Source organism: Blastococcus sp. SYSU D00669, assembly GCF_054050715.1.
This window is the reverse complement of record NZ_JBJGZV010000012.1, coordinates 104,415-129,350: the sequence shown is the minus strand read 5'-3', so window position 1 is coordinate 129,350 and position 24,936 is coordinate 104,415. Positions and strand designations below refer to the sequence as shown.

23 protein-coding genes are annotated in these 24,936 nt (G+C 75.6%); 6 read left to right on the top strand and 17 right to left on the bottom strand.

Annotated elements, in window-relative coordinates; genetic code table 11:
• Positions 1–316: 316 nt before the first annotated feature.
• From tyrS to ACI8AF_RS11045, 11 genes are all read right to left on the bottom strand, one after another.
• A complete protein-coding gene (gene tyrS, locus ACI8AF_RS11095; RefSeq protein WP_456539756.1) occupies positions 317–1,600 on the bottom strand; it encodes a tyrosine--tRNA ligase in 1,284 nt (427 codons plus the stop codon).
• Entirely contained in the window at positions 1,597–2,226 is a 630-nt protein-coding gene (locus ACI8AF_RS11090; protein WP_456539760.1) for a DNA-3-methyladenine glycosylase, read from the bottom strand. The genes tyrS and ACI8AF_RS11090 overlap by 4 nt, the downstream gene beginning before the upstream one ends.
• A gap of 14 nt (positions 2,227–2,240) precedes the next feature.
• The gene (gene argH / locus ACI8AF_RS11085; RefSeq protein ID WP_456539755.1) at positions 2,241–3,677 is read right to left on the bottom strand and encodes an argininosuccinate lyase; all 1,437 of its coding nucleotides are present in this window, start codon (positions 3,675–3,677) and stop codon (positions 2,241–2,243) included.
• Positions 3,674–4,876, bottom strand: coding sequence for an argininosuccinate synthase (locus tag ACI8AF_RS11080; protein ID WP_456539754.1), 1,203 nt, complete (start codon positions 4,874–4,876; stop codon positions 3,674–3,676). The genes argH and ACI8AF_RS11080 overlap by 4 nt, the downstream gene beginning before the upstream one ends.
• A complete protein-coding gene (locus ACI8AF_RS11075; RefSeq protein WP_456539753.1) occupies positions 4,873–5,409 on the bottom strand; it encodes an arginine repressor in 537 nt (178 codons plus the stop codon). Before ACI8AF_RS11075 ends, ACI8AF_RS11080 begins: the two co-directional genes overlap by 4 nt.
• Positions 5,406–6,347, bottom strand: a complete 942-nt coding sequence (argF, locus tag ACI8AF_RS11070; RefSeq protein WP_456539752.1) for an ornithine carbamoyltransferase — start codon at positions 6,345–6,347, stop codon at positions 5,406–5,408. Before argF ends, ACI8AF_RS11075 begins: the two co-directional genes overlap by 4 nt.
• The gene (locus ACI8AF_RS11065) at positions 6,344–7,531 is read right to left on the bottom strand and encodes an acetylornithine transaminase (RefSeq protein WP_456539751.1); all 1,188 of its coding nucleotides are present in this window, start codon (positions 7,529–7,531) and stop codon (positions 6,344–6,346) included. The genes argF and ACI8AF_RS11065 overlap by 4 nt, the downstream gene beginning before the upstream one ends.
• Positions 7,528–8,511, bottom strand: a complete 984-nt coding sequence (gene argB, locus ACI8AF_RS11060) for an acetylglutamate kinase (RefSeq protein ID WP_456539750.1) — start codon at positions 8,509–8,511, stop codon at positions 7,528–7,530. Before argB ends, ACI8AF_RS11065 begins: the two co-directional genes overlap by 4 nt.
• Positions 8,508–9,659 carry a bifunctional glutamate N-acetyltransferase/amino-acid acetyltransferase ArgJ gene (argJ, locus tag ACI8AF_RS11055; RefSeq protein ID WP_456539749.1) on the bottom strand — a complete coding sequence of 384 codons (1,152 nt, stop codon included), beginning with the start codon at positions 9,657–9,659 and terminating at the stop codon, positions 8,508–8,510. The genes argB and argJ overlap by 4 nt, the downstream gene beginning before the upstream one ends.
• Before the next feature lie 79 nt (positions 9,660–9,738).
• Entirely contained in the window at positions 9,739–10,776 is a 1,038-nt protein-coding gene (argC, locus tag ACI8AF_RS11050; RefSeq protein ID WP_456539748.1) for an N-acetyl-gamma-glutamyl-phosphate reductase, read from the bottom strand.
• Between the two features lie 158 nt (positions 10,777–10,934).
• A complete protein-coding gene (locus tag ACI8AF_RS11045; RefSeq protein WP_456539747.1) occupies positions 10,935–11,300 on the bottom strand; it encodes a nuclear transport factor 2 family protein in 366 nt (121 codons plus the stop codon).
• Positions 11,301–11,427: 127 nt separating this feature from the next.
• On the opposite strand from ACI8AF_RS11045, the gene ACI8AF_RS11040 reads away from it, so the two are divergent.
• Positions 11,428–12,201 carry an MmyB family transcriptional regulator gene (locus ACI8AF_RS11040; RefSeq protein WP_456539746.1) on the top strand — a complete coding sequence of 258 codons (774 nt, stop codon included), beginning with the start codon at positions 11,428–11,430 and terminating at the stop codon, positions 12,199–12,201.
• On the opposite strand, the gene ACI8AF_RS11035 is transcribed toward ACI8AF_RS11040, so the two are convergent.
• Positions 12,190–13,260: a fatty acid desaturase family protein gene (locus ACI8AF_RS11035; RefSeq protein WP_456539745.1), complete on the bottom strand. Its 1,071-nt coding sequence runs from the start codon at positions 13,258–13,260 to the stop codon at positions 12,190–12,192. The two genes, ACI8AF_RS11040 and ACI8AF_RS11035, sit on opposite strands and share 12 nt — an antisense overlap.
• Positions 13,261–13,374: 114 nt before the next feature.
• On the opposite strand from ACI8AF_RS11035, the gene ACI8AF_RS11030 reads away from it, so the two are divergent.
• The 3 genes from ACI8AF_RS11030 to ACI8AF_RS11020 all read left to right on the top strand — a co-directional run bounded on the left by ACI8AF_RS11030 (position 13,375) and on the right by ACI8AF_RS11020 (position 16,212).
• The gene (locus tag ACI8AF_RS11030; protein WP_456539744.1) at positions 13,375–14,109 is read left to right on the top strand and encodes a class I SAM-dependent DNA methyltransferase; all 735 of its coding nucleotides are present in this window, start codon (positions 13,375–13,377) and stop codon (positions 14,107–14,109) included.
• 68 nt (positions 14,110–14,177) lie between these two features.
• Positions 14,178–15,218: an iron-containing redox enzyme family protein gene (locus ACI8AF_RS11025; RefSeq protein ID WP_456539743.1), complete on the top strand. Its 1,041-nt coding sequence runs from the start codon at positions 14,178–14,180 to the stop codon at positions 15,216–15,218.
• Positions 15,219–15,225: 7 nt separating this feature from the next.
• Positions 15,226–16,212, top strand: a complete 987-nt coding sequence (locus ACI8AF_RS11020; protein WP_456539742.1) for a glycosyltransferase — start codon at positions 15,226–15,228, stop codon at positions 16,210–16,212.
• Here ACI8AF_RS11020 and ACI8AF_RS11015 read toward each other — a convergent pair.
• Genes ACI8AF_RS11015 through pheS form a run of 3 tightly spaced genes read right to left on the bottom strand, consistent with a single transcriptional unit; the run spans position 16,185 to position 20,522 of the window.
• Positions 16,185–16,982 carry an SDR family NAD(P)-dependent oxidoreductase gene (locus ACI8AF_RS11015; protein ID WP_456539741.1) on the bottom strand — a complete coding sequence of 266 codons (798 nt, stop codon included), beginning with the start codon at positions 16,980–16,982 and terminating at the stop codon, positions 16,185–16,187. The two genes, ACI8AF_RS11020 and ACI8AF_RS11015, sit on opposite strands and share 28 nt — an antisense overlap.
• Positions 16,975–19,455, bottom strand: a complete 2,481-nt coding sequence (gene pheT / locus ACI8AF_RS11010; protein ID WP_456539740.1) for a phenylalanine--tRNA ligase subunit beta — start codon at positions 19,453–19,455, stop codon at positions 16,975–16,977. The genes ACI8AF_RS11015 and pheT overlap by 8 nt, the downstream gene beginning before the upstream one ends.
• On the bottom strand, positions 19,455–20,522 hold the full coding sequence (pheS, locus tag ACI8AF_RS11005) for a phenylalanine--tRNA ligase subunit alpha (protein WP_456539739.1): 1,068 nt from the start codon (positions 20,520–20,522) through the stop codon (positions 19,455–19,457). Before pheS ends, pheT begins: the two co-directional genes overlap by 1 nt.
• A gap of 126 nt (positions 20,523–20,648) precedes the next feature.
• Between pheS and ACI8AF_RS11000 the strand changes: the two genes are divergently transcribed.
• Positions 20,649–22,868, top strand: coding sequence for an EAL domain-containing protein (locus tag ACI8AF_RS11000; RefSeq protein ID WP_456539738.1), 2,220 nt, complete (start codon positions 20,649–20,651; stop codon positions 22,866–22,868).
• Positions 22,869–22,922: 54 nt separating this feature from the next.
• Here ACI8AF_RS11000 and ACI8AF_RS10995 read toward each other — a convergent pair whose 3' ends face one another.
• Together ACI8AF_RS10995 and ACI8AF_RS10990 are read right to left on the bottom strand one after the other, a co-directional pair.
• A complete protein-coding gene (locus ACI8AF_RS10995; protein ID WP_456539737.1) occupies positions 22,923–23,213 on the bottom strand; it encodes a DUF4873 domain-containing protein in 291 nt (96 codons plus the stop codon).
• Positions 23,210–23,881 (bottom strand): TetR/AcrR family transcriptional regulator, encoded by a 672-nt coding sequence (locus tag ACI8AF_RS10990; protein WP_456539736.1) that lies wholly within the window; start codon positions 23,879–23,881, stop codon positions 23,210–23,212. Before ACI8AF_RS10990 ends, ACI8AF_RS10995 begins: the two co-directional genes overlap by 4 nt.
• A gap of 63 nt (positions 23,882–23,944) precedes the next feature.
• On the opposite strand from ACI8AF_RS10990, the gene ACI8AF_RS10985 reads away from it, so the two are divergent.
• Complete coding sequence (locus ACI8AF_RS10985; protein ID WP_456539735.1) at positions 23,945–24,868, top strand: AurF N-oxygenase family protein; 924 nt, start codon at positions 23,945–23,947, stop codon at positions 24,866–24,868.
• The last annotated feature ends 68 nt before the right edge of the window (positions 24,869–24,936 follow it).

Below are 24,936 nucleotides of genomic sequence, written 5' to 3'. Positions count from 1 at the left end.
AAGGAATCCCCACCCGGATCCGAGAACCCGGGCATCGGGGGTTTGTTACTTGGCACTGACTTTCGGCACGCTGTTGAGTTCTCAAGGAGCGGACGCGCAACAAACCAGCCCTTCCGGGCGTCGTCGTTGGCGGAGGTCCTACCCTACACCGCGACCGGTGGGCCCCCTCCAGGGGCTCCCCGGCTGGCCTCCCGGCCCGCGCGGCGCACCAAGAAAGTTACGTGCCCCCGCAGGCGGTGTCAAACGAGGTGGGCGGTGACGCCCGACACCGTTCCGTAACACGCGGAACACCCGTCCGACACGTGCTGGACGGCCGTCAGCCGACCCGCCGCTCCACCCCCGCGACCGACCGCTTGCCCCTCCGCAGCACCAGCCAGCCACCGGCCAGCCAGTCCGACTCGGCGGGCACGGCGTCGGCGTCGGTGACGCGCTCGTTGTTCAGGTAGGCGCCCCCCTCCTTCACCGTGCGCCGGGCCTCCGACAGGCTGCCGACCAGGCCGGCGAGCTGGAAGAGGTGCGCGATGGTGGGCGTCTCCCCCTCGACCGTCACGTAGCCGGCCTCCCGCAGAGCGGCACCGAGCGTGTCCGGGCCGAGGGTCGCCAGGTCGTCCCGTCCGAACAGCGCCCGGCCGGCGGCCTCCGCCTGGCGGAGCTCGTCGGGCCCGTGCACCAGCAGGGTCAGCTCCTCGGCCAGCGCCCGCTGCGGCGCGCGGGCCGCGGGCCGCTCGTGGGACTCCGCGATCAGCGCCTCGACCTCCTCGGCCGGCCGCTCGGAGAACATGGGCAGCCACGCCCGGGCGTCGGCGTCGTCGGCGTTGAGCCAGAACTGGAAGAACGCGTACGGACTCGTCAGCACCGGGTCCAGCCAGATGCTGCCGCCTTCGCTCTTGCCGAACTTCGTGCCGTCGGACTTGGTGACCAGCGGGGTCGACAGGGCGTGGACCGACGCGCCCTCCGTCCGGCGGATGAGGTCGATGCCGGCCGTCAGGTTGCCCCACTGGTCGGAGCCGCCGCTCTGCAGCGTGACGCCACGGGTCTTGTACAGCTCCCAGTAGTCGTTGGCCTGCAGGATCTGGTAGCTGAACTCCGTGTAGCTGATGCCGGCCTCGGAGTTGAGCCGGGCCGACACCGCCTCCTTGGCCAGCATCCGGCTCACCCGGAAGTGCTTCCCGAGGTCGCGGAGCAGGCCGATCGCCGACAGCTGCGACGTCCAGCTGAGGTTGTCGACGTAGATCGGCTCGAGCAGCCCGTGCTCCCGCGCCGGCTCCTCGAGGAAGGGCGCGACCTGCTCACGGATGCGCGACACCCAGGTCTCGACCACCGAGGGGTCGTTGAGCTGCCGCTCGGCCGTGGGCCGGGGGTCCCCGATCAGGCCGGTCGCGCCACCCACCAGCACCACCGGCTGGTGGCCGTCGCGCTGCAGGGCGCGCAGCAGCATGAACTGCAGGAGGTGCCCGACGTGCAGGCTCGGCGCCGTGGGGTCGAATCCGCAGTAGTACTTGACCGGCCGGTCCGCCTTGAGGTGGGCACGGAGCTCGTCCTCGTCGGTGCTCTGGGCGATGAGCCCCCGCCGGTGCAGCTCGTCGATCACGTCGCTCACGGAGCACCATCCTGCCCGCTGCGCCGCCGACGGCGCCCGCCACCCGCCCGGAAGGCGCTCACCGACGGCGCGCCGGTCTCCCAGAACCGCCACGGCAGGTCGGTGGCCACGCTGATGCCCACCCGCGGGCCGACCGAGACCTCCGCCGGCGGCTCGCCGCGGTGCAGGCGCACGGACGACGACGGCGACAGCAGGTCGGCCGCCCTGTCGTCCGGCCCGATCCCCAGCGCCTGCGTCAACCGGGCCGGCCCGCGCGCCAGGTCGCGCGCCGTGCGGGCCGCCGGGCGGCGTACCCGTGCCAGCGACTCCCCCACCACGACGTCCCCGGCCCGCAGCAGCACCGCCGACCCGATCCCGGGTGGGGCCACGACGACGTTGGCGCACCAGTGCACGCCGTAGCTGAAGTACACGTACAGCTTCCCCGGCGGGCCGAACATGATCTCGGCCCGCGGCGTGGGCCCGCGGTGCGAGTGCGCGGCGGGGTCCTCGCCCTGGCCGGAGTACGCCTCGACCTCGGTCAGCCGGACGCCGACGACGCCGTCGGGCCGGTCGGTCACCAGCCAGCAGCCGAGCAGCGCCGGGGCGACCTCCTCGGGCCGTCCCTCCAGCTCGGCCGCGGTGAGCAGCGGCCCCGGACCGGTCAGAGCGCGGCCGCCACGGGCGAGGACGTCGACCAGTCGGCGTGCTCGGTGGCCTGCGCCTCGAGCGCCGTGATCTGGCCGGCCACCCGCTCCGGCGCCGTCCCGCCGCGGGCCTTGCGGGCCGCCAGGGCTCCCGGCACCGACAGCACCGACCGCACGTCGGGGGTGAGCCGCTCGTCGATGCCGGCGAGCTGGTCGTCGTCGAGCTGGTCGAGCTCGAGGCCGGCCTGCTCGCAGAAGGCGACCATCTCCCCGCTGATCTCGTGCGCCGAGCGGAACGGCACGCCCTGCCGGACCAGCCACTCGGCGACGTCGGTCGCGAGGGCGAAGCCCTGCGGCGCGGCCGCCTCGAGCACCTCCGGGCGGAGGGTGAGCGTGGCGACCATCCCGGTCACCGCGGGCAGCAGGAGGAGCAGCTGCTCCATGGAGTCGAAGACCGGCTCCTTGTCCTCCTGCAGGTCGCGGTCGTAGGCCAGGGGCAGGCCCTTGAGCACGGTGAGCAGGCTGGTCAGGTTGCCGACGAAGCGGCCGGACTTGCCGCGGGCCAGCTCGGCGATGTCGGGGTTCTTCTTCTGCGGCATGATCGACGACCCGGTGGCCCAGGCGTCGTCGAGGCGGGCCCAGCCGAACTCCGTCGACGTCCAGAGCACGACCTCCTCCCCCAGCCGGGACAGGTGGACGCCGATCAGCGCGGCCGCGAAGCAGAACTCCGCGGCGAAGTCGCGGTCGCTGACCCCGTCGATGGAGTTGTCCGAGGCGCGGTCGAAGCCGAGCTCGGCGGCGACCGCGTCGGGGTCCAGGGGCAGCGACGACCCGGCCAGCGCGCCGGAGCCATAGGGGCTCACCGCGGCGCGGCGGTCCCAGTCGCGCAGCCGGTCGACGTCGCGGGCGAAGGCGTGCGCGTGCGCCAGCAGCTGGTGGGCGATGAGCACCGGCTGGGCGTGCTGCAGGTGCGTCATGCCCGGTGCCGGGACGTCCTCGTAGCGCCGGGCCAGGCCGATCAGCGCGTACTCCAGCGACGCGAGCTCGCCGACCAGCGCCCGCACCGTGTGGCGCAGGTACAGCCTCAGGTCGGTGGCGATCTGGTCGTTGCGGCTGCGGCCGGCGCGCAGCTTGCCGCCGAGGGTGCCGAGCTTCTCGGTCAGGCCCCGCTCGAGGGCCTCGTGCACGTCCTCGTCGGACTCGACGGCGGTGAAGGTGCCGGCGGCGACCTCGGCGGAGAGCTCGTGCAGCGCGCCGAGCATCTGCGCCAGCTCGTCGTCGGTGAGCAGCCCGGCCCGGTGCAGCACCCGGGCGTGCGCGCGGGAGCCGGCCAGGTCGTAGGGCGCGAGCTTCCAGTCGAAGTGGGTCGACTTGGACAGCGCGGCCATCGCCGGCGACGGGCCGCCGCCGAAGCGGCCGCCCCACAGCCGGGTCTGCGACGTCTCCGCGGTCATGCGCCCACCCGCTGGTCCCGGGCGGCCGCCAGCTTCGACGGCATCCCCCACAGCTGCACGAAGCCCTTGGCCAGGCCCTGGTCGAAGGTGTCGCCGGTGTCGTAGGTGGCCAGCGAGAAGTCGTAGAGCGACCGGTCGCTGCGCCGTCCGGTCACCGTGGCCCGGCCGCCGTGCAGGGTCATCCGGATCTCGCCGGTGACGTGCTGCTGGGACTCGGCGATGAAGGCGTCCAGCGCCCGCTTGAGCGGGGAGAACCACAGGCCGTCGTAGACCAGCTCGGCCCAGCGCTGGCCCACGGTCCGCTTGAACCGGGCCAGGTCGCGCTCGACGGTGACGTTCTCCAGCTCCTGGTGGGCGGTGATCAGCGCGATCGCGCCGGGCGCCTCGTAGACCTCGCGGCTCTTGATGCCGACCAGGCGGTCCTCGACCATGTCCAGCCGGCCGACGCCCTGGGCGCCGGCGCGGCGGTTGAGCTCCTCGATCGCCTGCAGCACGGTGACCGGGCGGCCGTCGATCGAGGTCGGGACGCCGGCGGTGAAGCCGATCGTCACCTCGTCGGCGTCCCGCGGCACGGCCGGGTCCTGGGTGTACTCGTAGACGTCCTCGACCGGCCCGTTCCAGATGTCCTCGAGGAACCCGGTCTCGACGGCGCGGCCCCACACGTTCTGGTCGATCGAGTAGGGCGACTTCTTGGTGGTGGCGATCGGCAGCCCGCGCTCCTCGGCGAAGACGATCGCCTTGTCGCGGGTCATGCCGGAGTCGCGGACCGGCGCCAGCACCCGCAGGTCGGGGGCGAGCGCGCCGATGCCGACCTCGAAGCGCACCTGGTCGTTGCCCTTGCCGGTGCAGCCGTGGGCGACCGTCGAGGCGCCGTGGTGCTTCGCGGCGGCGACGAGGTGCTTGGCGATCAGCGGCCGGGACAGCGCCGAGACCAGCGGGTAGCGGTCCATGTAGAGGGCGTCGGCCTGCAGCGCCGGCAGGCAGAACTCGTCGGCGAACTCGTCCCGCACGTCCGCGACGATCGACTCGACCGCCCCGCAGTCCAGGGCGCGCTGCCGGATCACCTCCATGTCCTCGCCGCCCTGGCCGACGTCGCCGGCGACGGCGATCACCTCGGCGCCGGTCTCCTCGGCGATCCAGCCGATGGCCACGGAGGTGTCCAGGCCACCGGAGTAGGCCAGGACCACACGGTCTGTCACGGTGTGCTCTCTTCCAGGTCGTTCTTGAGCTCGGGGTAGACGGCCGGCGTCCGCTCGGCGAGCGCGCGCAGCCGGTCGGCCAGGGCGGGACCGCCGTCGGGCTGCCGGGAGATCACCAGCACGGTGTCGTCGCCGGCGATGGTGCCGAGGACGTCGGGCAGGCCGACCTTGTCCAAGGCGGAGGCGAGGAACTGCGCGGCGCCCGGGGGCGTGCGCAGCACCGCCAGGTTGGCGCTGCCCTCGGCGCTGGTCAGCAGGTCGGCCAGCAGCCGGGTGAGGCGGGCGGGCGCGGTCTGCGCCGGGCGGAGCGGGGCGTTCTCCGGGGGCAGCACGTAGGACGCCGGGGCGCCGTCCGAGCCGCGCAGCTTGACCGCGCCCAGCTCCTCCAGGTCGCGCGAGAGCGTGGCCTGGGTGACCTCGATGCCGCCCTCGGCGAGCAGGGCGGCCAGCTGCGTCTGCGAGGTGACCGGCTGTGCCTCGATCAGCTCGCGGATGCGGGCCTGCCGCGCGCTGCGCGTGAGGGCCGACGTCATCGGGACAGCAGCCAGGCGAGCAGCGCCTTCTGCGCGTGCAGCCGGTTCTCGGCCTCGTCCCACACCGCGCTCTGCGGCCCGTCGACCACCGCGGCGGCGATCTCCTTGCCGCGGTAGGCGGGCAGGCAGTGCAGCACGACGGCGTCGTCCGCCGCCCGGTCCAGCGCCGCCTCGTCGAGCGCGTACGGCAGGAACGGCGCGACCCGCGCGTCGTACTCGTCCTCCTGCCCCATCGACACCCACGTGTCGGTGGCGACGACGTCGGCGCCGTCGACCGCGGCCGCCGGGTCGACGGTCCACTGCACCGAGCCGCCGGTCTCGGCGGCGATCTCGGCCGCCCGCTTGAGGACGGCGGGGTCGGGCTGGAACTCCTCGGGCGAGCCGATCCGCACGTGCATGCCGGCCGTCGCGCCGCCCAGCAGGTAGGAGTGCGCCATGTTGTTGGCGCCGTCGCCGAGGTAGGTCAGCGACCGGCCGGCCAGGCTGCCCTTGCGCTCCACGACCGTCTGCAGGTCGGCCAGGACCTGGCACGGGTGGTAGAGGTCGGTGAGCGCGTTGACCACGGGCACTCGGCTGACCGCGGCCATGGCCTCGAGCCGGTCCTGGCCGAAGGTGCGCCACACGATCGCGGCGACCTGCCGGTCGAGCACGCGGGTGGTGTCCTCCACCGGCTCGCCGCGGCCGAGCTGGCTGGTGCCGGCGTCGATCACCAGCGGGTAGCCGCCGAGCTCGGCGACGCCGACCGAGAAGGACACCCGGGTGCGGGTGGAGGGCTTGTCGAACAGGACGGCGACGGCGCGGGGCACGCCGTTCGGTGCGGCCAGCGGGGTGGGCGCCCCCGCGGTGTGCCGGGTGCGCTTCAGCTCGGCGGCCAGCGCCAGCACCTCGGCCTGCTCGGCCGGGGTCAGGTCGTCGTCCTTGAGGAAGTGCCGGGTCACCGTGCGGCCTCCAGGGCCGTGTCGAGGGCGGCCGGCAGGGCGGCGACGAACGCGTCGACCTGCTGGTCGGTGAGCACCAGGGACGGCGCCAGGCGCAGCACCCCCGGCGCGACGGCGTTGGCGAGGAAGCCGGCCGCCCGCATCTCGGTCTCGAGCGCGGCGGCGACGTCGGCGGTCAGGACGACGCCGAGCAGCGCGCCCCTCCCCCGCACCCCGCCGACGCCGGCGTGGCCGAGGCCCTCGATGCCGGCGGTGAACCGGTGCTCGAGCTCCTTGGCCCGCTCGAGCAGGCCCTCGTCGCGGATGGTGTCGAGCACGGCCAGGGCCGCGGCGGCGGCGATCGGGTTGCCGCCGAACGTGGAGCCGTGCGAGCCGGCGGTGAGCAGGTCGGCCGCCTCGCCGAAGGCGAGCATCGCGCCCAGCGGCAGCCCGCCGCCCAGCGACTTGGCCAGGGTGATGACGTCGGGCTGCAGGCCGTCGGCCTGGTGGGCGAACCAGTGGCCGGTGCGGCCGGTGCCGGTCTGCACCTCGTCGACGGCGAACAGCGCACCCGCCGCCGACGCGGCCGCCGCCGCGGCTACCAGGTAGCCGGCCGGGGCCGGGACGACGCCGCCCTCGCCGAGCACCGGCTCGAGCAGCACCATCGCCGTCTGCCGGGAGACGGTGGCCGCCAGCGCCTCGGCGTCGCCGTAGGGCACGTACCGCACCCCGCCGGGCAGCGGGGCGAAGGCGGCCGCCTTGGACGGCTGCCCGGTGAGCGCCAGCGCGCCCATCGTGCGGCCGTGGAAGGCGCCCTCGGCGGTGACCACCTCGGGCTTCCCGGTGAGCCGGCTGAGCTTGAAGGCGGCCTCGTTGGCCTCGGCGCCGGAGTTGCAGAAGAAGACCCGCCCGGGCCGGCCGGCCAGCTCGAGCAGCCGCTCGGCCAGCGCCACGCCCGGCTCGTGCATCGCCAGGTTGGAGACGTGCCCGAGCGTCGCCGCCTGCCGGGTGATCGCCTCGACGACCTTCGGGTGCGCGTGGCCGAGGATCGTCGTCGCGATGCCGCCGAGCAGGTCGGTGTACTCGCGGCCGTCGACGTCCCAGACCGTCGCCCCGGCGCCGCGGGCGAGCGCGACCGGCGGGGTCTTGTAGTTGCTCATCATCACGGCCGACCAGCGGGTGGCCAGCTCCTCCGTGTGCGTCACCGACCACCCTCCTTCCCGGCGGGGACGACCATCGTCCCGGTGCCCTCGGTCGTGAACATCTCCAGCAGCAGGGCGTGCGGCATGCGGCCGTCGACGACGGTCGCGCGGTTCACCCCGCCCTCCACCGCCCGCAGGCAGGCGGCCATCTTCGGGATCATCCCGGCGTCGAGGTCGGGCAGGATCTCGGCCAGCTCGGCGGCGTCGACCTGCTGCACCAGCGAGTCGCGGTCGGGCCAGTCGGCGTAGAGCCCCTCGACGTCGGTCAGGACGACGAGCTTCACCGCGCCCAGCGCCACGGCCACCGCGGCGGCCGCGGTGTCGGCGTTGACGTTGTGCACGACGCCGTCCCGGTCCGGCGCGACGCTGGCCACGACCGGGATGTGCCCGGCCTCGAGCAGCGCGGTGATCGGCGTCGGGTCGACCGCGACGACGTCGCCGACCAGGCCGATGTCGACCGGCTCGCCGTCGACGACCGCCGCGGTGCGCTCGGCGGTGAACAGCCCGCCGTCCTCGCCGGACAGGTGCACGGCCAGCGAGCCGTGCTGGTTGATCAGGCCCACGATGTCGGGCCCGACCTGGCCGGTGAGCACCATCCGGACGACGTCGATCGTCTCGGGGGTGGTGACCCGCAGCCCGCCGCGGAACTCGCTGCTGATGCCGAGCCGGGTGAGCATCTCGGTGATCTGCGGCCCGCCGCCGTGCACCACGACGGGGTGGATGCCGCAGGTCCGCAGGAAGACCATGTCCTCGGCGAAGGCGCGGCGGCACTCCTCGTCGACCATGGCGTGGCCCCCGTACTTCACGACGACGACGTTGCCGTGGAACTCCTTGAGCCACGGCAGCGCACCGGTGAGGACGGCGACCTTCAGCGCGTCGCCCGCGGGGTCGTGCGTGCGCATCTTGCGGGTGGTGCCGATCCGCGGCTTCGGCGGGGCGACGTCGACGGGGACGTCGGGCGGGGTGGGGTCCTGAGCGGTCATGTGGAGTACGCCGAGTTCTCGTGCACGTAGGCGAGGGACAGGTCGTTGGTCCAGATCGTCGCCTGCTCGCTACCCGCGTCCAGGTCGACGTCGATGGTGATCGCGCGGCCGGTGAGGTCGACGTCCTCGCGCGGGTCGCCGATCGCGCCGCCGCGGCAGACGGTGACGCCGTTGATGGTGACGTCCACCCGGTCGGCCTCGAACGCGGCGTCGGTGGTCCCGATCGCGGCGAGCACCCGGCCCCAGTTGGGGTCGTTGCCGAACAGCGCCGTCTTGAGCAGGTTGTTGCGGGCGCAGGCGCGCCCCGCGGTGAGCGCGTCCTGGACGCTGGCCGCGCCGCGGACGGTGATCGCGATGTCCTTGGTCGAGCCCTCGGCGTCGGCCAGCAGCTGCATGGCCAGGTCGGTGGCGGCGGCGGTGAGGGCGGCGGTGAGCTCCTCCTCCGACGGCGTCACCCCGCCGGCGCCGCTGGCCATGGCGACGACGGTGTCGTTGGTGGACAGGCAGCCGTCGGAGTCGACCCGCTCGACGCTCGCGCTCGTGGCCGCCTTCAGCGCCCGCTGCAGGACGTCGGGATCCACGACCGCGTCGGTGGTGAGGACGACGAGCATGGTGGCCAGGCTCGGGGCGAGCATGCCGGCGCCCTTGGCCATGCCGCCGACGGTCCAGCCCTCGCGCTCCTGCACCGTCGTCTTCGGCACGGTGTCGGTGGTCATGATCGCCCGCGCGGCGTCCGGCCCGCCGTCGGCGGAGAGCGCCTCCGCCGCGTCGGTGACGCCGGCCAGCAGCTTGTCCATCGGCAGCCGGACGCCGATCAGGCCGGTGCTCGCCACCGCGACGTCGATCGCGCCCAGCCCCAGCTCCGCGGCGACGTGCTCGGCGGTGGCGTGGGTGTCCTGGAAGCCCTCGGGTCCGGTGCAGGCGTTGGCGCCGCCGGAGTTGAGGACGACGGCGCGCAGCCGGCCGCCGCTGAGCACCTGGCGGCTCCACTGCACCGGCGCGGCCGGGAAGCGGTTGGTGGTGAACACGGCGGCCGCGGCGTCGTCCGGGCCGTCGTTGACGACCAGGGCGACGTCCCTGTCGCCGCTGGACTTCAGCCCGGCGGCGACGCCGGCGGCGCGGAACCCCTGCGGGGCGGTGACGGTCACTTCGGCTCCACTCCGCACTCGCTCCGCTCCTCGCTCGCAGAGCTCGCTGCGATGCTCACTCGCGCGTCGTGTTCGCGGGTCACGGCGCCACCCCCACGACCGGCAGGCCGGTGGTCTCCGGCAGGCCGAGGGCCAGGTTCGCGCACTGGATCGCCGCTCCCCCGGTGCCCTTGGTGAGGTTGTCGACGGCGGCGACGACGACCAGCCGGCCGGCGTCGGGGTCGACGGCGACCTGCAGCGCGACGGTGTTCGCGCCGAGCACCTGCGCCGTGGTGGGCCACTGGCCCTCCGGTAGCAGGTGCACGAACGGCTCGTCGGCGTAGGCCTTGGCGTAGGCGGCGCGGGCGGCCTCGGCGTCGGTGCCCGGCGCCAGCGGCGCCGAGCAGGTGGCGAGGATGCCCCGGCTCATCGGCACCAGCGTCGGGGTGAAGCTCACGGTGACCGGCCCGCCGGCGGCCTGGCCCAGGTTCTGCACCATCTCGGGCGTGTGCCGGTGCACCCCGCCGACGCCGTAGGCGCTGACCGAGCCCATGACCTCGCTGCCCAGCAGGTGCGGCTTGGCCGACTTGCCGGCGCCGCTGGTGCCGCTGGCGGCGACCACGACGACGTCGGGCTCGACCAGGCCGGCGGCGAGCGCCGGGACCATCGCCAGGGTCACCGACGTCGGGTAGCAGCCGGGAACGGCGATCCGCCGGGCGTTCCTGAGCTGCTCGCGCCGGCCGGGCAGTTCGGGCAGGCCGTACGGCCAGGTGCCGGCGTGCTCGCCGCCGTACCACCGGGCCCAGGCCGCCGGGTCGTTCAGCCGGTGGTCGGCGCCGCAGTCGACCACCAGGGTGTCGTCGGGCAGCTGCGCGGCGATCGCGGCCGACTCGCCGTGCGGCAGCGCCAGGACGACGACGTCGTACCCGGCCAGGTCCTCGGCGGCGCTGGGCCGCACCTCGAGGTCGGCGAAGGGCAGCAGGTGGGGCTGCAGCTCCCCCAGGCGTCGGCCGGCGCTGGAATTGGCGTGCACCCCGGCCAGGCGGAGGTACGGGTGCCCGGCCAGCAGCCGGCACACCTCGCCGCCCGCGTACCCGGTGGCGCCGGTGACCCCGACTGTCCACGTCCGCCCTGTCATGTGCATGACCATACACAGTCATGCATACCCGTTCATCGACGGGGGTCCGGCGCCGTCCTCCCCCGCCGTGACGGCTCCTCCCCCGTGCTGCAACACGAGGGAGGAGCCGCCCGGATCAGGTCACCTCATCGTCGCCGTGTTGGGGATAACGGTCGAACTCAGTGCTCCGGGACGCGGTCGAGGAAGCCGAGCACCGTCCGCAGCCGGCCGTTCCCGTCGGTCACCGCGACGTCGGAACCGGCGATCGGCGCCGGCTGCCCCGCGGGGCCCAGCTCCCACGAGAACCGCAACTGGTCGTGGTGCCCGTCGACCGGCCCCTCCAGCCGGAAGACGAAGCCGGGGAACCGCTCCTGCACCGCGCCGATCGTGGCGGCGATGCCGTCGGGACCGGTCACGTCCACCAGGGGGTCGACGTAGCGGGCGTCGGCGGTCCACAGCTCGGCCACCGCGCGGCGGCGGGCGTCGGCGTCGGTCTCGTTCCAGGCGGCGATGTAGCGCTCGGCGAGGGTGGTGTAGTCGCTCACGGGTCCGTCCTCTCGGGTCGGCCGCCCCGGTGGCGGCGCTGCGGAGAACCGTGGCCCGCCGGCGGGAGCCCGTCGATTACCTCCGAGGTAAGCGACGGGCGGCCGGCGGCGTCCTACGGTCGGCGCCATGACCACGACGTCGCCGCCGGTGGGGCACCTGCTGCGCAGCTGGCGCCGGCGCCGCCGGCTCTCCCAGCTCGACCTGTCCAGCGAGGCCGGGGTGTCGGCCCGACACCTGTCGTTCGTCGAGACCGGCCGGGCGCAGCCGAGCCGCGAGATGGTGCTGCACCTGGCCGAGCAGCTCGAGGTGCCGCTGCGCGCCCGCAACGAGCTGCTGGTCGCGGCCGGCTACGCCCCGGTCTACGGCCGCCGGGGACTGGACGCACCCGACATGGCCGCCGTCCGCACCGCGCTCGACACGGTGCTGGCCGCCTACGACCCGTTCCCCGCCGTGGTGGTCGACCGCGGCTGGCACCTGGTCGCCGGCAACGCCGGCGTCGCGCTGCTCACCGCGGGCGTCGACCCCCGGCTGCTCGAGCCGCCGGTCAACGTGCTCCGGCTCTCGCTGCACCCCGACGGCATGGCCCCGCGGATCCGCAACCTCCCCCGGTGGCGGGCGCACGTGCTGCACCGGCTCGGCCGCGAGGCCCGCCTGTCGGGCGACCCGGCGCTGGCGGCGCTGCACCGCGAGCTGTCGCTGCTGCCCGGCGGCCTCGACCCGCGCCCCCCGGACGGCATCGCCGTCCCCCTGCGGATCCGGGCCGGGGATGACGAGCTGTCGTTCCTGTCCACCGTCACCACGTTCGGGACGGCGGTCGACCTCACCGCCGCCGAGGTGAGCATCGAGGCGTTCCTGCCCGCCGACGAGCACACCGCCGCGGCCGTGCGCTCAGCGCGCTGACCGGAGCGCCGCGGTCAGCGGGCACTGCGCGGCGTCGCGCGCCCCGGTGCCCACCCGGTCCAGGTACCGCACGACCTGGCCGAACGCCTCCACCAGCCCGGTCTCGGTGTACGGCACCCCCTTCTCGTCGCAGAAGGCCCGCACGACCGGCTGCGCCCGCCGCAGGTTCGGCCGCGGCATGCTCGGGAAGAGGTGGTGCTCGACCTGCAGGTTCAGCCCGCCCATCAGCAGGTCGACGCCCCGGCCGCCGCGGATGTTGCGCGACATCAGCACCTGCCGGCGCAGGAAGTCCACCCGCGCGCCGGGCGGGACGACCGGCATGCCGACGTGGTTGACCACGAACGTCCCGCCGAGCAGCAGCCCGAAGACGGCGAGCTGGACGGCGAGGAACGCGACCGCGAGGCCGAGGGGCAGCGCGGCCAGCACCAGCACCGGGTAGCCCACGAGCCGGACGGCGAGCAGCGCCGCCTCGGCGGGGCGCCGCTCCCGCAGCACGTGCCGGACGGCGCCGCGGTGCAGCGCCAGCCCCTCGAGCAGCAGCAGCGGGAACAGCATCCTGCCCTGGCGCGCGGCGAACCAGGCCCGCCGGCCGCCGGCCGCCTGGGCCGCGGCGCCGTCCTCCGGGGTGAAGACGACGACGTCGGGCGCGATGTCGGGGTCGGCGCCCCGCTTGTTCGGGTTCGCGTGGTGCCGGCTGTGCTTGCGCTGCCACCAGCCGGCGCTCAGGCCCAGCACCAGGTTCGACAGCACCAGCGCGGCCCGCTGGTTGGCCCGCGGCGAGGCGAACACCTGCTGGTGCGCCGCGTCGTGGGCCAGGTAGCCGACCTGCGCGAGCAGGACGCCCAGCGCCGCGGCCACCGCCAGCTGCCACCAGGACGGGCCGAGGAGCACCGCCGCGGTCCCCAGCGCGGCGAACCCGGCGGCCAGGACGGCGGCGCGCAGCGCGTACGCCGACGGCCGGCGGCGCAGCAGGCCGGCCTCCCGCACCCGCCGCGCGAGCTCGGTGTAGTCGTGGACCTGGCGGTCGCGGGCACGGGCGGGCGGGGCGGCGGTCGGCATGCCCCCACCCTCCGGCCCGCGGGCCCGCCGGGCGATGGGGCCACCACCCCGGTCCGGGGTCGGGCCGGCACCAGTCCCCGGGTAGCGGACCGCCGCCGCCGGGTATCCGCGGGCATGGCCGACGGCTTCGACCCCTCCGCGTACGGCTCGCACATCGCCGCCGTGTACGACGACCTCTACGCCGACCTGTCCCCCGACGCCGCCGTGCGCCGCATCGCCGACCTCGCCGCCGGCGGCCCGGTGCTCGAACTCGGCATCGGCACCGGGCGGATCGCCCTGCCGCTGGCGGCCACCGGGCTGACCGTCGACGGCATCGACGGCTCCCCCGAGATGGTCGAGCAGTTGCGCCGGCGCCCCGGCGGCGCGGACCTGCGCGTGGAGATCGGCGACTTCGCGTCGGCCACCACGGGCCGGCGCTACGCCGTCGTCGTCCTGGCCTTCAACACGATCAACGCCCTGCCCTCGCAGGAGGCCCAGGTCGCGACCTTCGCCAACGCGGCGGCGCACCTGCAGGCCGGCGGCGCCTTCGTGGTGGAGAACTGGGTGCCCGACCTGGCCGCGTTCCACGACAACCGCGCGGTCCGGGTGCACGAGGTCGGCGAGGAGCGGGTGGTCATCGACGTGGCGGAGCTGCACCCGGCGGAGCAGCGCATGACGACGACCAAGCTCGCGTTCACCGGCGGGCGGGTGCGGCTGCTGCCGGCCGACCACCGCTACGTCTGGCCGGCCGAGCTCGACCTCATGGCCCGGCTGGCCGGTCTGCGCCTCGAGCACCGCTGGGCCGGCTGGGACGGCGGCCCGTTCACCGACCACAGCAGGGCCTACGTGGCGGTCTACCGCAAGGGATGAGCCGGATCCGTCTCGACAGCTCCCGCGGCGCCGCTGAGACTGTCGGGACCCCGGACCAGGGAGGACGCATGCCGGTGCCGACGCCGCGGGGAGCGGTCAGCGCCGCGCTGTGCCGCGGCCTGGCCGGTCGCCCGGGCACGCTGACCGGCCTGGAGCCCCTCGCGCGGCAGCTGGTGGCAGCGCTCCCCGAGGACGGCGTCCTGGCCGACGACGACCTCCAGCTCTGCCTGCACGTGCTCTACGAGCTGCACTACCGCGGCTACGAGGAGGTCGACGCCGACTGGGAGTGGTCGCCGGACCTGCTCGCCGCGCGGGCCGTGCTGGAGGCGGCGTTCGAGCGGGCGCTGCGCCGCGCGGTGCCCCTCCCGCCGCGCCCGGAGCCCGCCGCGCCGGCGGTGGCCGCGGCCCTGTTCACGATGACCGGCGCCGACGACGGCCCGTCGCTGTCGGCGTTCCTGGCCCGCCGGGCCACCGTCGAGCAGCTCCGGGAGTTCCTGGTGCACCGGTCGGTGTACGAGCTCAAGGAGGCCGACCCCCACACGTGGGCCCTCCCCCGGCTCTCCGGGCGGCCGAAGGCGGCGCTGGCCGAGCTGCAGGCCGACGAGTACGGCGGGGGCCGGCCCGAGCGGGTGCACGCCACCCTCTACGCCCGGACGATGCGCGAGCTGGCGCTCGACGACCGGCCGGGCGCGTACGTCGACCGGGTGCCGGCGGTCACCCTGGCCACGGTCAACGCGATGTCGCTGTTCGGGCTGCACCGCCGGCTGCGCGGAGCCGTCGTGGGGCACCTCGCGGCCTTCGAGATGACCTCCACCGTGCCCAACCGGCGCTACGCCGACGGCCTGCGCCGGCTGGGGTTCGGCGCCGACGCCACCTGGTTCTTCGACGAGCACGTCGAGGCCGACGCCGTCCACGAGCAGCTCGCCGCGCACGACCTCGCCGGCGCCCTGGTGGAGGACGAGCCGGAGCTCCTGGACGACGTCCTCCTCGGTGCGGGCGCCGCCCTCGAGCTCGAGCGCCGGTTCGCCGACTCCGTGCTCCGCGCCTGGACCTCGGGCCGCAGCTCGCTGCGCACCCCCGCCGCCCTGCCCGTCGGCGCACCGGTCTGAGGCGCCGGTGCTCGACGCCGAGTACGTCCTGCCGCTGCGCTGGACCGACGACGCCGACCTCGACGAGCTCACCGCCTACCTGGAGCAGCTCAGCCGGTGGGTGCCGGTGACCGTGGTCGACGGCTCCCCGCCGGAGCGCTTCGCCGACCACGCCCGCGCCTGGGAGGGCCTGGTGCGGCACCTGCCGCCCGAGCCGTGGCCCGGCGCCAACGGCAAGGTGGCCGGCGTCGTCACCGGGGTCCGGGCGGCACGCGCCGAACGCGTGGTCATCGCCGACGACGACGTCCGCTACGACCGCCCGGCGCTGGAGCGGGTGCTCGCGCTGCTGGACGGCGCCGACGTGGTGCGCCCGCAGAACTTCTTCCGGCCGGCGCCCTGGCACGCGCGGTGGGACACCGGCCGCACCCTCCTCAACCGCTCGGTCGCCGCCGACCACCCGGGCACCTACGGCCTGCGACGCTCGACGTTCGTGGCGATGGGCGGCTACCGCGGCGACGTGCTGTTCGAGAACCTCGAGATGGTGCGGACCATCCGCGCGCACGGCGGCCGCGAGCGGCGGGCGAACGACCTGTTCGTGGAGCGCCGCCCGCCGTCGACGGCGCAGTTCCGGTCGCAGCGGGTGCGCCAGGCCTACGACGACCTGGCCCAGCCCTGGCGGCTGGCGTGGGCGCTGGCGGTGTGGCCGTTCGTCGTGCGGTCGGTGTCCCGCCACCGGTGGCGGCCGCTCGGCGCCGCCGGGCTGGCCGTCGTCGCCGTCGCCGAGGTCGGCCGGCGCCGCGCGGGCGGCCGGCGCGTCTACCCGCCGAGCGCCCCGCTGTGGGCGCCGGTCTGGGTGCTCGAACGGGGCCTCTGCTCCTGGCTGGCGGTGGGCGCGCGGGTGCTCCGCGGCGGGGTCCGGTACGGCGACGGCCGGCTGCGGACCGCCGCGACCGGGGTGCCGGCGCTGCGCCGACGGGCCGCGGCGGATCAGCCGAGCGGGTCGCCGTCCCCGTAGGGGCGCAGTCGGAGCTGCCGCTCGGCGTCGGCCGGGGCGTGCGCCCGCAGCGCGTCCAGGTCGTCGAACCCGACGTGCAGGAAGCGGCCGGACCAGGCGTCCAGCTCCCCGGCGGCGATCGCCGTGACGAACCGCACCACCCGCTCCGGGTCGGTCCAGTCGGTCTTGCCCTCGTGCAGCGACATGGAGGTGGACATCGCCGTCCTGACCACGCCGGGGGCCAGGTCGAAGGCGAGGACGCCGGTGCCCTCGAGCCCGGCGGCGAGCACCTCGGTGAGCCGCATCAGGCCGGTCTTGCCCACCGAGTAGGCGGAGTACAGCCGCCCGCCGCGGGTCGACATCCCGCTGGCCAGGGCCACCACGCGGCCGGCGCCGCGCTCGACCATGCCCGGGACGACGGCCCGGGCCGGCAGCAGCCCACCGCGCACGTGGCTCTCCACCACGGCCCACCACTCGTCGGGGTCGGCCTGCCAGACCGGCACCTCGGCGGGGTCCATCAGACCGGCGTTGTTGACCAGCAGGTCGATCCGGCCGAACTCCTCGAGCACGCGCGCGACCGCCGCCTCGACCGCCGCGCGGTCGGTGACGTCGGCGGCGACGGCGAGGGTGCGGCCGCCGGTCGCCGCCGCCACCTCGTCCATCGCGGTGCGCAGCCGGTCGGCGCCGCGCGCCAGCCCGGCCACGGCCATGCCGCGCGCGGCCAGCCCCTCGGCCAGGTGCCGGCCGATCCCCGTCGACGCGCCCGTGATCAGCGCGACCTGCTCAGGCACGGAGCTCGGCGCCCGTCCGCTCGGCGGCGGCGGCCGCGGCGGCGTCGCGCACCGCGGTCGCCTCCTCGCTGGTGAGGGTGCGGTCGGGCGCGCGCAGCGTGAGCGCGTAGGCCAGCGACTTGCGCCCGGCCGGCACCGGTGCGCCGGTGTAGACGTCGAACAGCCGCAGCGACTCGAGCAGCTCCCCGGCCCCGGCCCGCAGCGCCGCCTCGACGTCGGCGGCCGGCACGTCGTCGGCCACCACCAGCGCGAGGTCGAGCAGCACCGGCGGGAAGGCCGAGATCGACGGGCCCACCGCGACCCGCGCCGGCGGCAACGCGTCGACGTCGAGCTCCATCACCGACGTCCGCGGCGGCAGGTCCAGCGCTGCGCACACCCGCGGGTGCAGCTCGCCGGCGTGCCCGACGACCCGGTCGCCGACCAGCAGCTCGGCGCAGCGGCCCGGGTGCCACGGGGCTCGCTCCCCCGCCTGCACGGTCAGCTCGGCGCCGGCCGCGGCCGCCACGCGGCGGGCGGCCTCGACGGCGTCGGCCCACACCGCCGGGCGGCCCGGACCCCACCAGCCGCGGGGCTCGCGGTTGCCGGCCAGCGCCACGGCCACGTGCCACGGCTGGTCGGGGACCGCGCCGAGCAGGCCGGCCAGCGTCTCGTCGTCCGGACGGCGGTCGACGCCCGGCAGCGGCGCCGGCGTGCCCACCCCGCCGGGGAAGACCGCCCCGTGCTCGAACAGCGCCAGGTCGCGCTGCCCGCGGGCCAGGTTGCGGGCCAGCGTGGCGAGCAGGCCGGGCACCAGCGTGGTGCGCAGCGCCGGCTCCTCCTCCGACAGCGGGTTGCGCACGAGCACGACCGCGCGGCGCGGGTCGTCCTCGGGCAGGCCGAGCGCGTCGAGCACCGCCGTCCCGACGAACGGGTAGGACGGCGCCTCGACGTAGCCGGCCTCGGCCAGCGCCCGGCCGATGGCGCGCCGCCCGCGCTGGGTCTCGGTCAGCCCGCGCCCCGGCGGCGCGGTCGGCAGCACCGAGGGCACCTCGTCGTACCCGGCCAGCCGGACGACCTCCTCGGCCAGGTCGGCCGGGTCGGTCAGGTCGGGCCGCCACGACGGCGGGACGACGTCGAGCAGCACGCTGTCGGGGCTGCCGGTCATGTGGCAGCCGACGGCGTCGAGCAGCTCGACCACCTGCCGCGGGTCGTAGTCGACGCCGGCCACCCGGGACGGCAGCTCCGGGTCGAGCCGGATCGGCGTGCGGGCGACGCGGGTGTCGACGTCGACCGGCGCGCCGACCACGCGGGCGCCGCCGTACCGGGCGAGCAGCTCGGCCGCGCGGGCGAGGGCCACCACGGTCATCTCGGGGTCGACGCCGCGCTCGAACCGCTTGGCCGCCTCGCTGGGCAGCCGGTGCCGGCGGGCGGTGCGCGCCACCCCGGTCGGCTCCCAGTGCGCCGCCTCCAGCAGCACCTCGGTGGTGCCGTCGCCGATCTCGGTCGAGCCGCCGCCCATGACCGCGGCCAGCCCGATGGGGCCGGAGTCGTCGGTGATGAGCAGGTCGTCCTCCGACAGCACCCGCTGCACGCCGTCGAGGGTGGTGAGCTTCTCGCCCTCGCGGGCGAGGCGCACGACGATCGGCCCGCGGACGGCGCCGCGGTCGAAGGCGTGCATCGGCTGGCCCAGCTCGAGCATCACGTAGTTGGTGACGTCGACGGCGAGCGAGATCGACCGCACGCCGGACTGCGCCAGCCGGCGGCGCATCCACCACGGGCTGGGCGCCGCGGGGTCGAGACCCTCCAGCGCGATCATCGAGAAGCGGTCGCAGCGGGCGGGGTCGTCGACCCGCACCTCCCACGCCGGCTCCCCCGACCAGGCCGGCGGGGTGGCCGCGCCGGGGTCGCGCCAGTCGACGGCCAGGCCGGTGCCCATCTCGCGGGCCAGCCCCCGCATCGACAGGCAGTAGCCGCGGTCGGGGGTGACGGCCAGCTCGATGACGACGTCGTCCAGACCGACCACCGGGCCGGCGGGCGTGCCCGGCGCCGGCGCCGCGTCGTCGGAGCTGTCGCCGAGCACCAGGATCCCGGCGTGGTCCTCGCCGATGCCGAGCTCGCGGACCGAGCAGATCATCCCGTCGGAGATCCGGTCGTAGGTCTTCCGGGCGGCGATCTCGAAACCGCCGGGCAGCACGGCGCCCGGCAGCGCGACGACGACGGCGTCGCCGGTGACGAAGTTGCGCGCGCCGCAGACGATGCCCCGGGGCTCCGCCTCGCCCACGTCCACCCGGCAGAAGCGGATCGGCTTCTTGAAGCCGGTGAGCTCCTCGATCTCCAGCACCCGCCCGACCACGAGCGGGCCGGTGACCTGCTCGGGCCGGTGGACCTCCTCGACCTCGAGCCCCAGCCGGACGAAGGCGGTGTCGAGGTCCTCGACCGTCGTCCCCGCGGGGATGTCGACGTGCTCGGCCAGCCAGCCGATCGGGACCCGCATCACTGCTCCACTCCGAAGGCCTTCGTGAACCGGATGTCGCCCTCGACGATGTCGCGCATGTCGCCCACGCCCGAGCGGAACTGCAGGGCGCGCTCGATGCCCATGCCGAAGGCGAAGCCCGAGTACTCCTCCGGGTCGATGCCGCAGGCGACGAGAACCCGCGGGTTGACCATCCCGCAGCCGCCCCACTCGACCCAGCGCGGGCCGTCCCGGTGCTCGGGGAACCAGACGTCGAACTCCGCCGACGGCTCGGTGAACGGGAAGTAGGACGGCCGCCAGCGGGTGACCGCGTCGGTGCCGAACAGCGACCGGGCGAGGTGGTCGAGCGTGCCGCGCAGGTGCGCCATGGTCAGGCCGCGGTCGACGGCCAGGCCCTCGACCTGGTGGAAGACCGGGGTGTGCGTCGCGTCGAGCTCGTCGGTGCGGTAGACCCGGCCGGGCGCGACGACGTAGATCGGCGGCCGACGCGCCAGCATGGTGCGGGCCTGCACCGGGCTGGTGTGCGTGCGCAGCACGAGCCCGGAGTCCTCGGGCGCGACGAAGAAGGTGTCCATCATCGTGCGCGCCGGGTGGTCGCGGCCGATGTTGAGCGCGTCGAAGTTCAGCCACTCGGCCTCGAGCTCGGGGCCGTCGGCGACCTCGTAGCCCATGCCGACGAAGACGTCGGCGATGCGCTCCATCGTGGTGGTGATCGGGTGCCGGGCGCCGCGGGGCGCCCGGTCCCAGGGCAGGGTGACGTCGACCCGCTCCTCGGCCAGCACCCGGGCGTCGCGCTCGGCCTCGAGCACCGCCAGCCGCTCCTCGTACGCCGTCGTGACGGCGACGCGGGCGGCGTTGACCCGCTTGCCGGCGTCGGCGCGGGCGGCGGGCGGCAGCGCGCCGAGCTCGCGGCGGGCCAGCAGCACCGGCGCCCGGTCACCGAGGTGCGCCGGCCGGACGGCGGCCAGCGCCTCCAGGTCCCCGGCACCGGCGAACGCCTTCGCGGCGGCGTCGACCGCGGCGTCGAGGGCCTCGGGTGAGAGGGCGGCGACCTGCTTGGGGTCGTACGGATCGTTGGCGCCGGACACGGGAGGCCATTCTGCCCGCCGTCCTCCCCCACCCGCCGCCGGGTTTCCGGAGCACGGCCCACCCGTTCGGGTCAGGCGCCGCCGGTCGCGCCGGACAACCGCCCCGGACCGGCCGATGACGAGGTCGTGGAGACCTCGCACCTCGACGCCGCCCTCACCGCCGGGGGCGTGCGCAGCGTCTTCCAGCCGATCGTCGAGCTCGACACCGGCCGGGTGGTCGCCTACGAGGCGCTGGCCCGCGGCCCGGAGGGTCCGCTGGAGCGGCCCGACGCGCTCTTCGCCGCCGCCCGCGAGGCCGGGCGGCTGGCCGAGCTCGACGCCGCCTGCCGCGCGGCCGCCTTCCGCGGCGCCGTGGACGCCGGCCTGCTCGCGCCGCTGTCGGTGTTCGTCAACGTCGAGCCCGAGGTGCTCGACAGCGCCCCGCTGTCGGAGCTGCTCGCCATCGCCGAGGCCGCGCCGGGGCAGCTGCGCGTCGTCCTGGAGATCACCGAGCGCGCGCTGGCCGCCCGCCCGGCGGAGCTGCTGCGCACCGTCGAGCGGGTCCGCAGCGCCGGCTGGGGCCTGGCCGTGGACGACGTCGGCGCCGAGTCGATGTCGCTGGCCTTCCTGCCGCTGCTGCGCCCGGACGTGGTCAAGCTCGACCTGCGGCTGGTGCAGGAGCGGCCCGGGCCGGCGGTCGCCGAGATCATGAACGCGGTCAACGCCTACGCCGAGCGCACCGGCGCCGTCGTCCTCGCCGAGGGCATCGAGACCGGGGCGCACCTGACCGCCGCCCGCGCGCTCGGCGCCACCCTGGGCCAGGGCTGGATGTTCGGCCGTCCCGGCCCCGGTCCGGTCGCGGGCCGGCCGGTCGCCGCGCTGGCGCTGCCCGGCTCGGCCGAGCCGGAGACCGCCGGCCGCTCCCCCTTCGCCTGCCTGCCGGGGTCGGTGCCGCTGCGGCGCTCCCCCAAGGCGCTGCTCATCGAGCTGTCCAAGCAGCTCGAGCGCGAGGCGATGCGGCTCGGCGAGACCTGCGTCGTCGCCGCCGCCTTCCAGGAGGCCCGCCACTTCACCCCGTCGACCACCCAGCGCTACCGCGACCTGGTCGAGCGCACCGCGTTCGTCTGCGCGCTCGGCGAGGACCTGCCGGTCGAGCCGCTGCCCGGGGTCCGCGGAGCGGCGCTGCGGCGCGACGACCCGGTGCGCGGCGAGTGGGACGTCGTCGTGCTGAGCCCGCACTTCTCCGCCGCGCTGCTCGCCCGCGACCTCGGCGACACCGGCCCCGACCTGGAGCGCACGTTCGAGTACGCGCTCACCTACGACCGCGACACCGTGGTGCGCGCCGCCTCGGCGCTGCTCTCGCGGGTGGTGCCGGCGGCGACCGCGGTGGCCGAGGCCGCCGTCCTCGCGCCGGCGCACCCCGCACCGGCCGCGGCGCCCGCGCCCGGCGTCCCCGACCGCGAGGCCCTGCTGCACCGGGCGCTGGCCGCGACCTCGGTCGGCGTGACCATCGTCGACCTGCGGCTGCCCGACCAGCCGCTGGTGTACGTCAACGGCGCGTTCGAGCAGCTGGCCGGCCTGCCGCGGGCGGAGGTCCTGGGCCGCAACTGCCGGTTCCTGCAGAGCCCCGACAGCGACCCGGCCGTGGTCGCCCGCCTGCGCACGGCCGTCGAGCGCGGCGAGGACTGCCGGGAGACGCTGCTCAACGTGCGCGGTCCCGACCGCACGCCGTGGTGGAACGAGATCCACCTGGCGCCGGTCACCGACGCCGACGGCACCGTCGTGCAGTACATCGGCATCCAGCACGACGTGACGGCGCGGGTGGAGGCCGAGCGGGCGCTGCGGGTGGAGCGCGACCGCAGCCGCGGCTACCTGGCGCGCATGCAGGAGCTGGCCGGCACCGACCCGCTCACCGGGCTGCCCGACCGGCGCCGGCTGGCCGAGCAGGTGGACACCGCGCTGTGGTCGGCCCGGGCCGGCGACGACGCCCTCGCCCTGCTCCTGGTGGACGTCGACGGCGTCCGCAGCGCCACCGCGATGTGGGGCCACGAGCGCGGCGACGAGCTGCTGTGCGCGGTGATCGGGCGGGTGCGCGCGGCGCTGCGCCGGCGCGACCTCATCGCCCGGCTCGGCGGCTCGGAGCTGCTGATCGCGCTGCGCGACCTGGACCCGTGCTCCGCCGGCACCGAGGCGCGGCGGCTGGCCGGTGAGCTGGCCGCGGTCCTCGACCGCCCGGCGCTGCTGCACGGCACCGAGGTGCCGGTCGGCGCCCGGCTCGGGGTCGCCGTCTTCCCGCAGGACGGCGCCGACTTCGGCGAGCTGCTGCAGGCCGCGTCGCTGCAGAAGCACGAGCGCACCCCCGCCTGACGTCCCGCTTTCGGCGCCGCAGGCGGTTCCGCTTTCGGCGCGGGAAGCGGTGTGTCAGGCGTCGAGCAGGTCGACGGGGAACGGCGGGCGGTCGATGCCGGCCACGCGGGTGTTGCCCCACGCGTCGCGCTCGGTCGCCTCGGCCCGCGCGCTGCCGTGCGGGGTGGTGAGCTGGAGCACCGTGCGCGGCGGGTACTGCGCCGCCAACCGGCCGGTCCACACCAGCGACCCGGCCAGCGGGTCGAAGCGGGCGGCGAGCGCGGCGTGCGCCGTCCGCGGCGGCTCGCCGTCGACCGCGACGGTGACCTCGCCCTCGTAGCCCTCCGGCTCGTCGTGCCCGCTCACGCGTCCCTCCTCGGCGGCAGCAGCGCGCCCAGCCCGCCGTGCGCCAGGTCGGTGAGCTGCTCGACCAGGTCGCCGGCCGGCACCGCGCGGGTGCCCGACCACCAGTGCGCGGTCAGCTGCACCATGCCGACGACGCCGTAGGCCCAGGTGAGCGCCGGTGCCGCGGAGCGCCCGGCGGCGGTCAGCCGCTCCCCCATGAGCGCGCCGAGCGCCTCGGCGATCTCCCGCTCGGTCGCGGCCACCAGGTCGCGGCGGCCGGTGCGCCCGGCGTGGGCGTAGGCGAAGCGGTAGAGCGCCGGCTCCTCCTCGATCAGCGCGACGAAGGCGGCGATCACGGCGCGCAGCCGCTCGCGGTCGTCGGTGCGGTCGACGGCGAGCTCGCCGAGCAGGCGCGGCAGCAGCACGGCGCTGGAGATCCGGTCGAGGACGGCGTCGATGAGCTCGTCCTTGTCGCTGAAGTACCGGTAGATGACGGTCTTCGACACGTGCGCCTCGCGGGCGACGTCGTCGACGGCGAAGCCCGGCCCCGCCCGGCGCACCGCCTCGACCGCGGCACCGACCAGCTCCTCCCGGCGGGCCCGCCGGTGCTCGGTCCAGCGGGCGCGCCGGCCGTCCGGCGCCGCCTCGGTCCGGCGCGGCACGCCGGCGGGGCTCGCGACCGTTTGCATGTGTTCCACGGTAACAGCTACCTTTCGTCACAGCTTCCGTCGTCGTCCCCGAGGAGTGCGCCGATGTCCGTCACCCTTACCCAGCCGGGCGCAGAGCGAGCCAAGAAGCCCGTCGACCGCGAGGACCTCTCCACCCGCCTGCTCGGCTCGGCGGCGAAGAAGTCCTACGACCCGGTCGTCGACATCGACTGGTCGGCGCCGATCCCCGACGGCCTCTACGGTCTGTCGCCGGAGTGGTCGACGCTGTACGCCACGCCGCTGTGGGACCAGCTGACCGAGGAGCAGCGGGTCCGGCTGACCATCCACGAGTACTGCTCGATCTCCGGCGTCGGCATCTGGTTCGAGCACCTGCTCATGCAGCTCGTCCTGCGCGACGTCTACGGCGAGGACCCGGCCCAGCCCCACGTGCAGTGGGCGCTCACCGAGATCGCCGACGAGTGCCGCCACTCGGTGATGTTCGCCCGGACGGCGCAGACGTTCGGGGCGCCGTCCTACCAGCCGCCGCCGTCGATCCTGAAGCTCGGCAAGGCCTACGCCGCCAAGGCCGACGGTCCGGCCGCCTACGCCGCGATCCTGGTGGTCGAGGAGATCCTGGACATCTTCCAGCGCGACCTGATGAGGGACGAGCGGGTGCAGCCGCTGACCCGCGCGACCAGCCGGATCCACGTCGTCGAGGAGGCGCGGCACATGCGCTTCGCCCGCGACGAGATAGCGCGGCGCACCCCGCAGCTGTCGGCCCTCCAGCGCCGCAAGCACCGCACGCTCGTCGCGTCGGTGGCGCTGATCGCGGTGGAGAACCTGGTGCAGCCGGGCGTCTACGCCGCCGTCGGCCTGGACCCCGAGGAGGCGCGGGCGGCCGCCCGCGCCAACGTGCACCACCGGACCAAGCTCCGCGACGCCGCGACCGGGCTGGTCGCCTTCCTGCGCGGGACCGGCCTCGTCGGCGGGCCGTCGGAGCGGCTGTGGAGGCGCGCCGGCCTGGTCTGAGCCGCTACCCCCGAACCGAGCGATCCATCAAACGGGCTTGATGCATCGGCGGGCCCGGAGGTAGCGTC

Bases quoted from the DNA above. Each gene is read 5' to 3' on its own strand.
- ACI8AF_RS11075 (WP_456539753.1), bottom strand. From the start codon at position 5,409: ATGACGTCGGCCCTCACGCGCAGCGCGCGGCAGGCCCGCATCCGCGAG.
- argB (WP_456539750.1), bottom strand. From the start codon at position 8,511: ATGACCGCTCAGGACCCCACCCCGCCCGACGTCCCCGTCGACGTCGCC.
- ACI8AF_RS10985 (WP_456539735.1), top strand. From the start codon at position 23,945: ATGTCCGTCACCCTTACCCAGCCGGGCGCAGAGCGAGCCAAGAAGCCC.
- ACI8AF_RS11025 (WP_456539743.1), top strand. From the start codon at position 14,178: ATGCCGGTGCCGACGCCGCGGGGAGCGGTCAGCGCCGCGCTGTGCCGC.
- argC (WP_456539748.1), bottom strand. From the start codon at position 10,776: ATGACAGGGCGGACGTGGACAGTCGGGGTCACCGGCGCCACCGGGTAC.
- ACI8AF_RS10990 (WP_456539736.1), bottom strand. From the start codon at position 23,881: ATGCAAACGGTCGCGAGCCCCGCCGGCGTGCCGCGCCGGACCGAGGCG.
- ACI8AF_RS11040 (WP_456539746.1), top strand. From the start codon at position 11,428: ATGACCACGACGTCGCCGCCGGTGGGGCACCTGCTGCGCAGCTGGCGC.
- argH (WP_456539755.1), bottom strand. From the start codon at position 3,677: ATGACCGCGGAGACGTCGCAGACCCGGCTGTGGGGCGGCCGCTTCGGC.
- ACI8AF_RS11030 (WP_456539744.1), top strand. From the start codon at position 13,375: ATGGCCGACGGCTTCGACCCCTCCGCGTACGGCTCGCACATCGCCGCC.
- ACI8AF_RS11035 (WP_456539745.1), bottom strand. From the start codon at position 13,260: ATGCCGACCGCCGCCCCGCCCGCCCGTGCCCGCGACCGCCAGGTCCAC.
- pheT (WP_456539740.1), bottom strand. From the start codon at position 19,455: ATGCGGGTCCCGATCGGCTGGCTGGCCGAGCACGTCGACATCCCCGCG.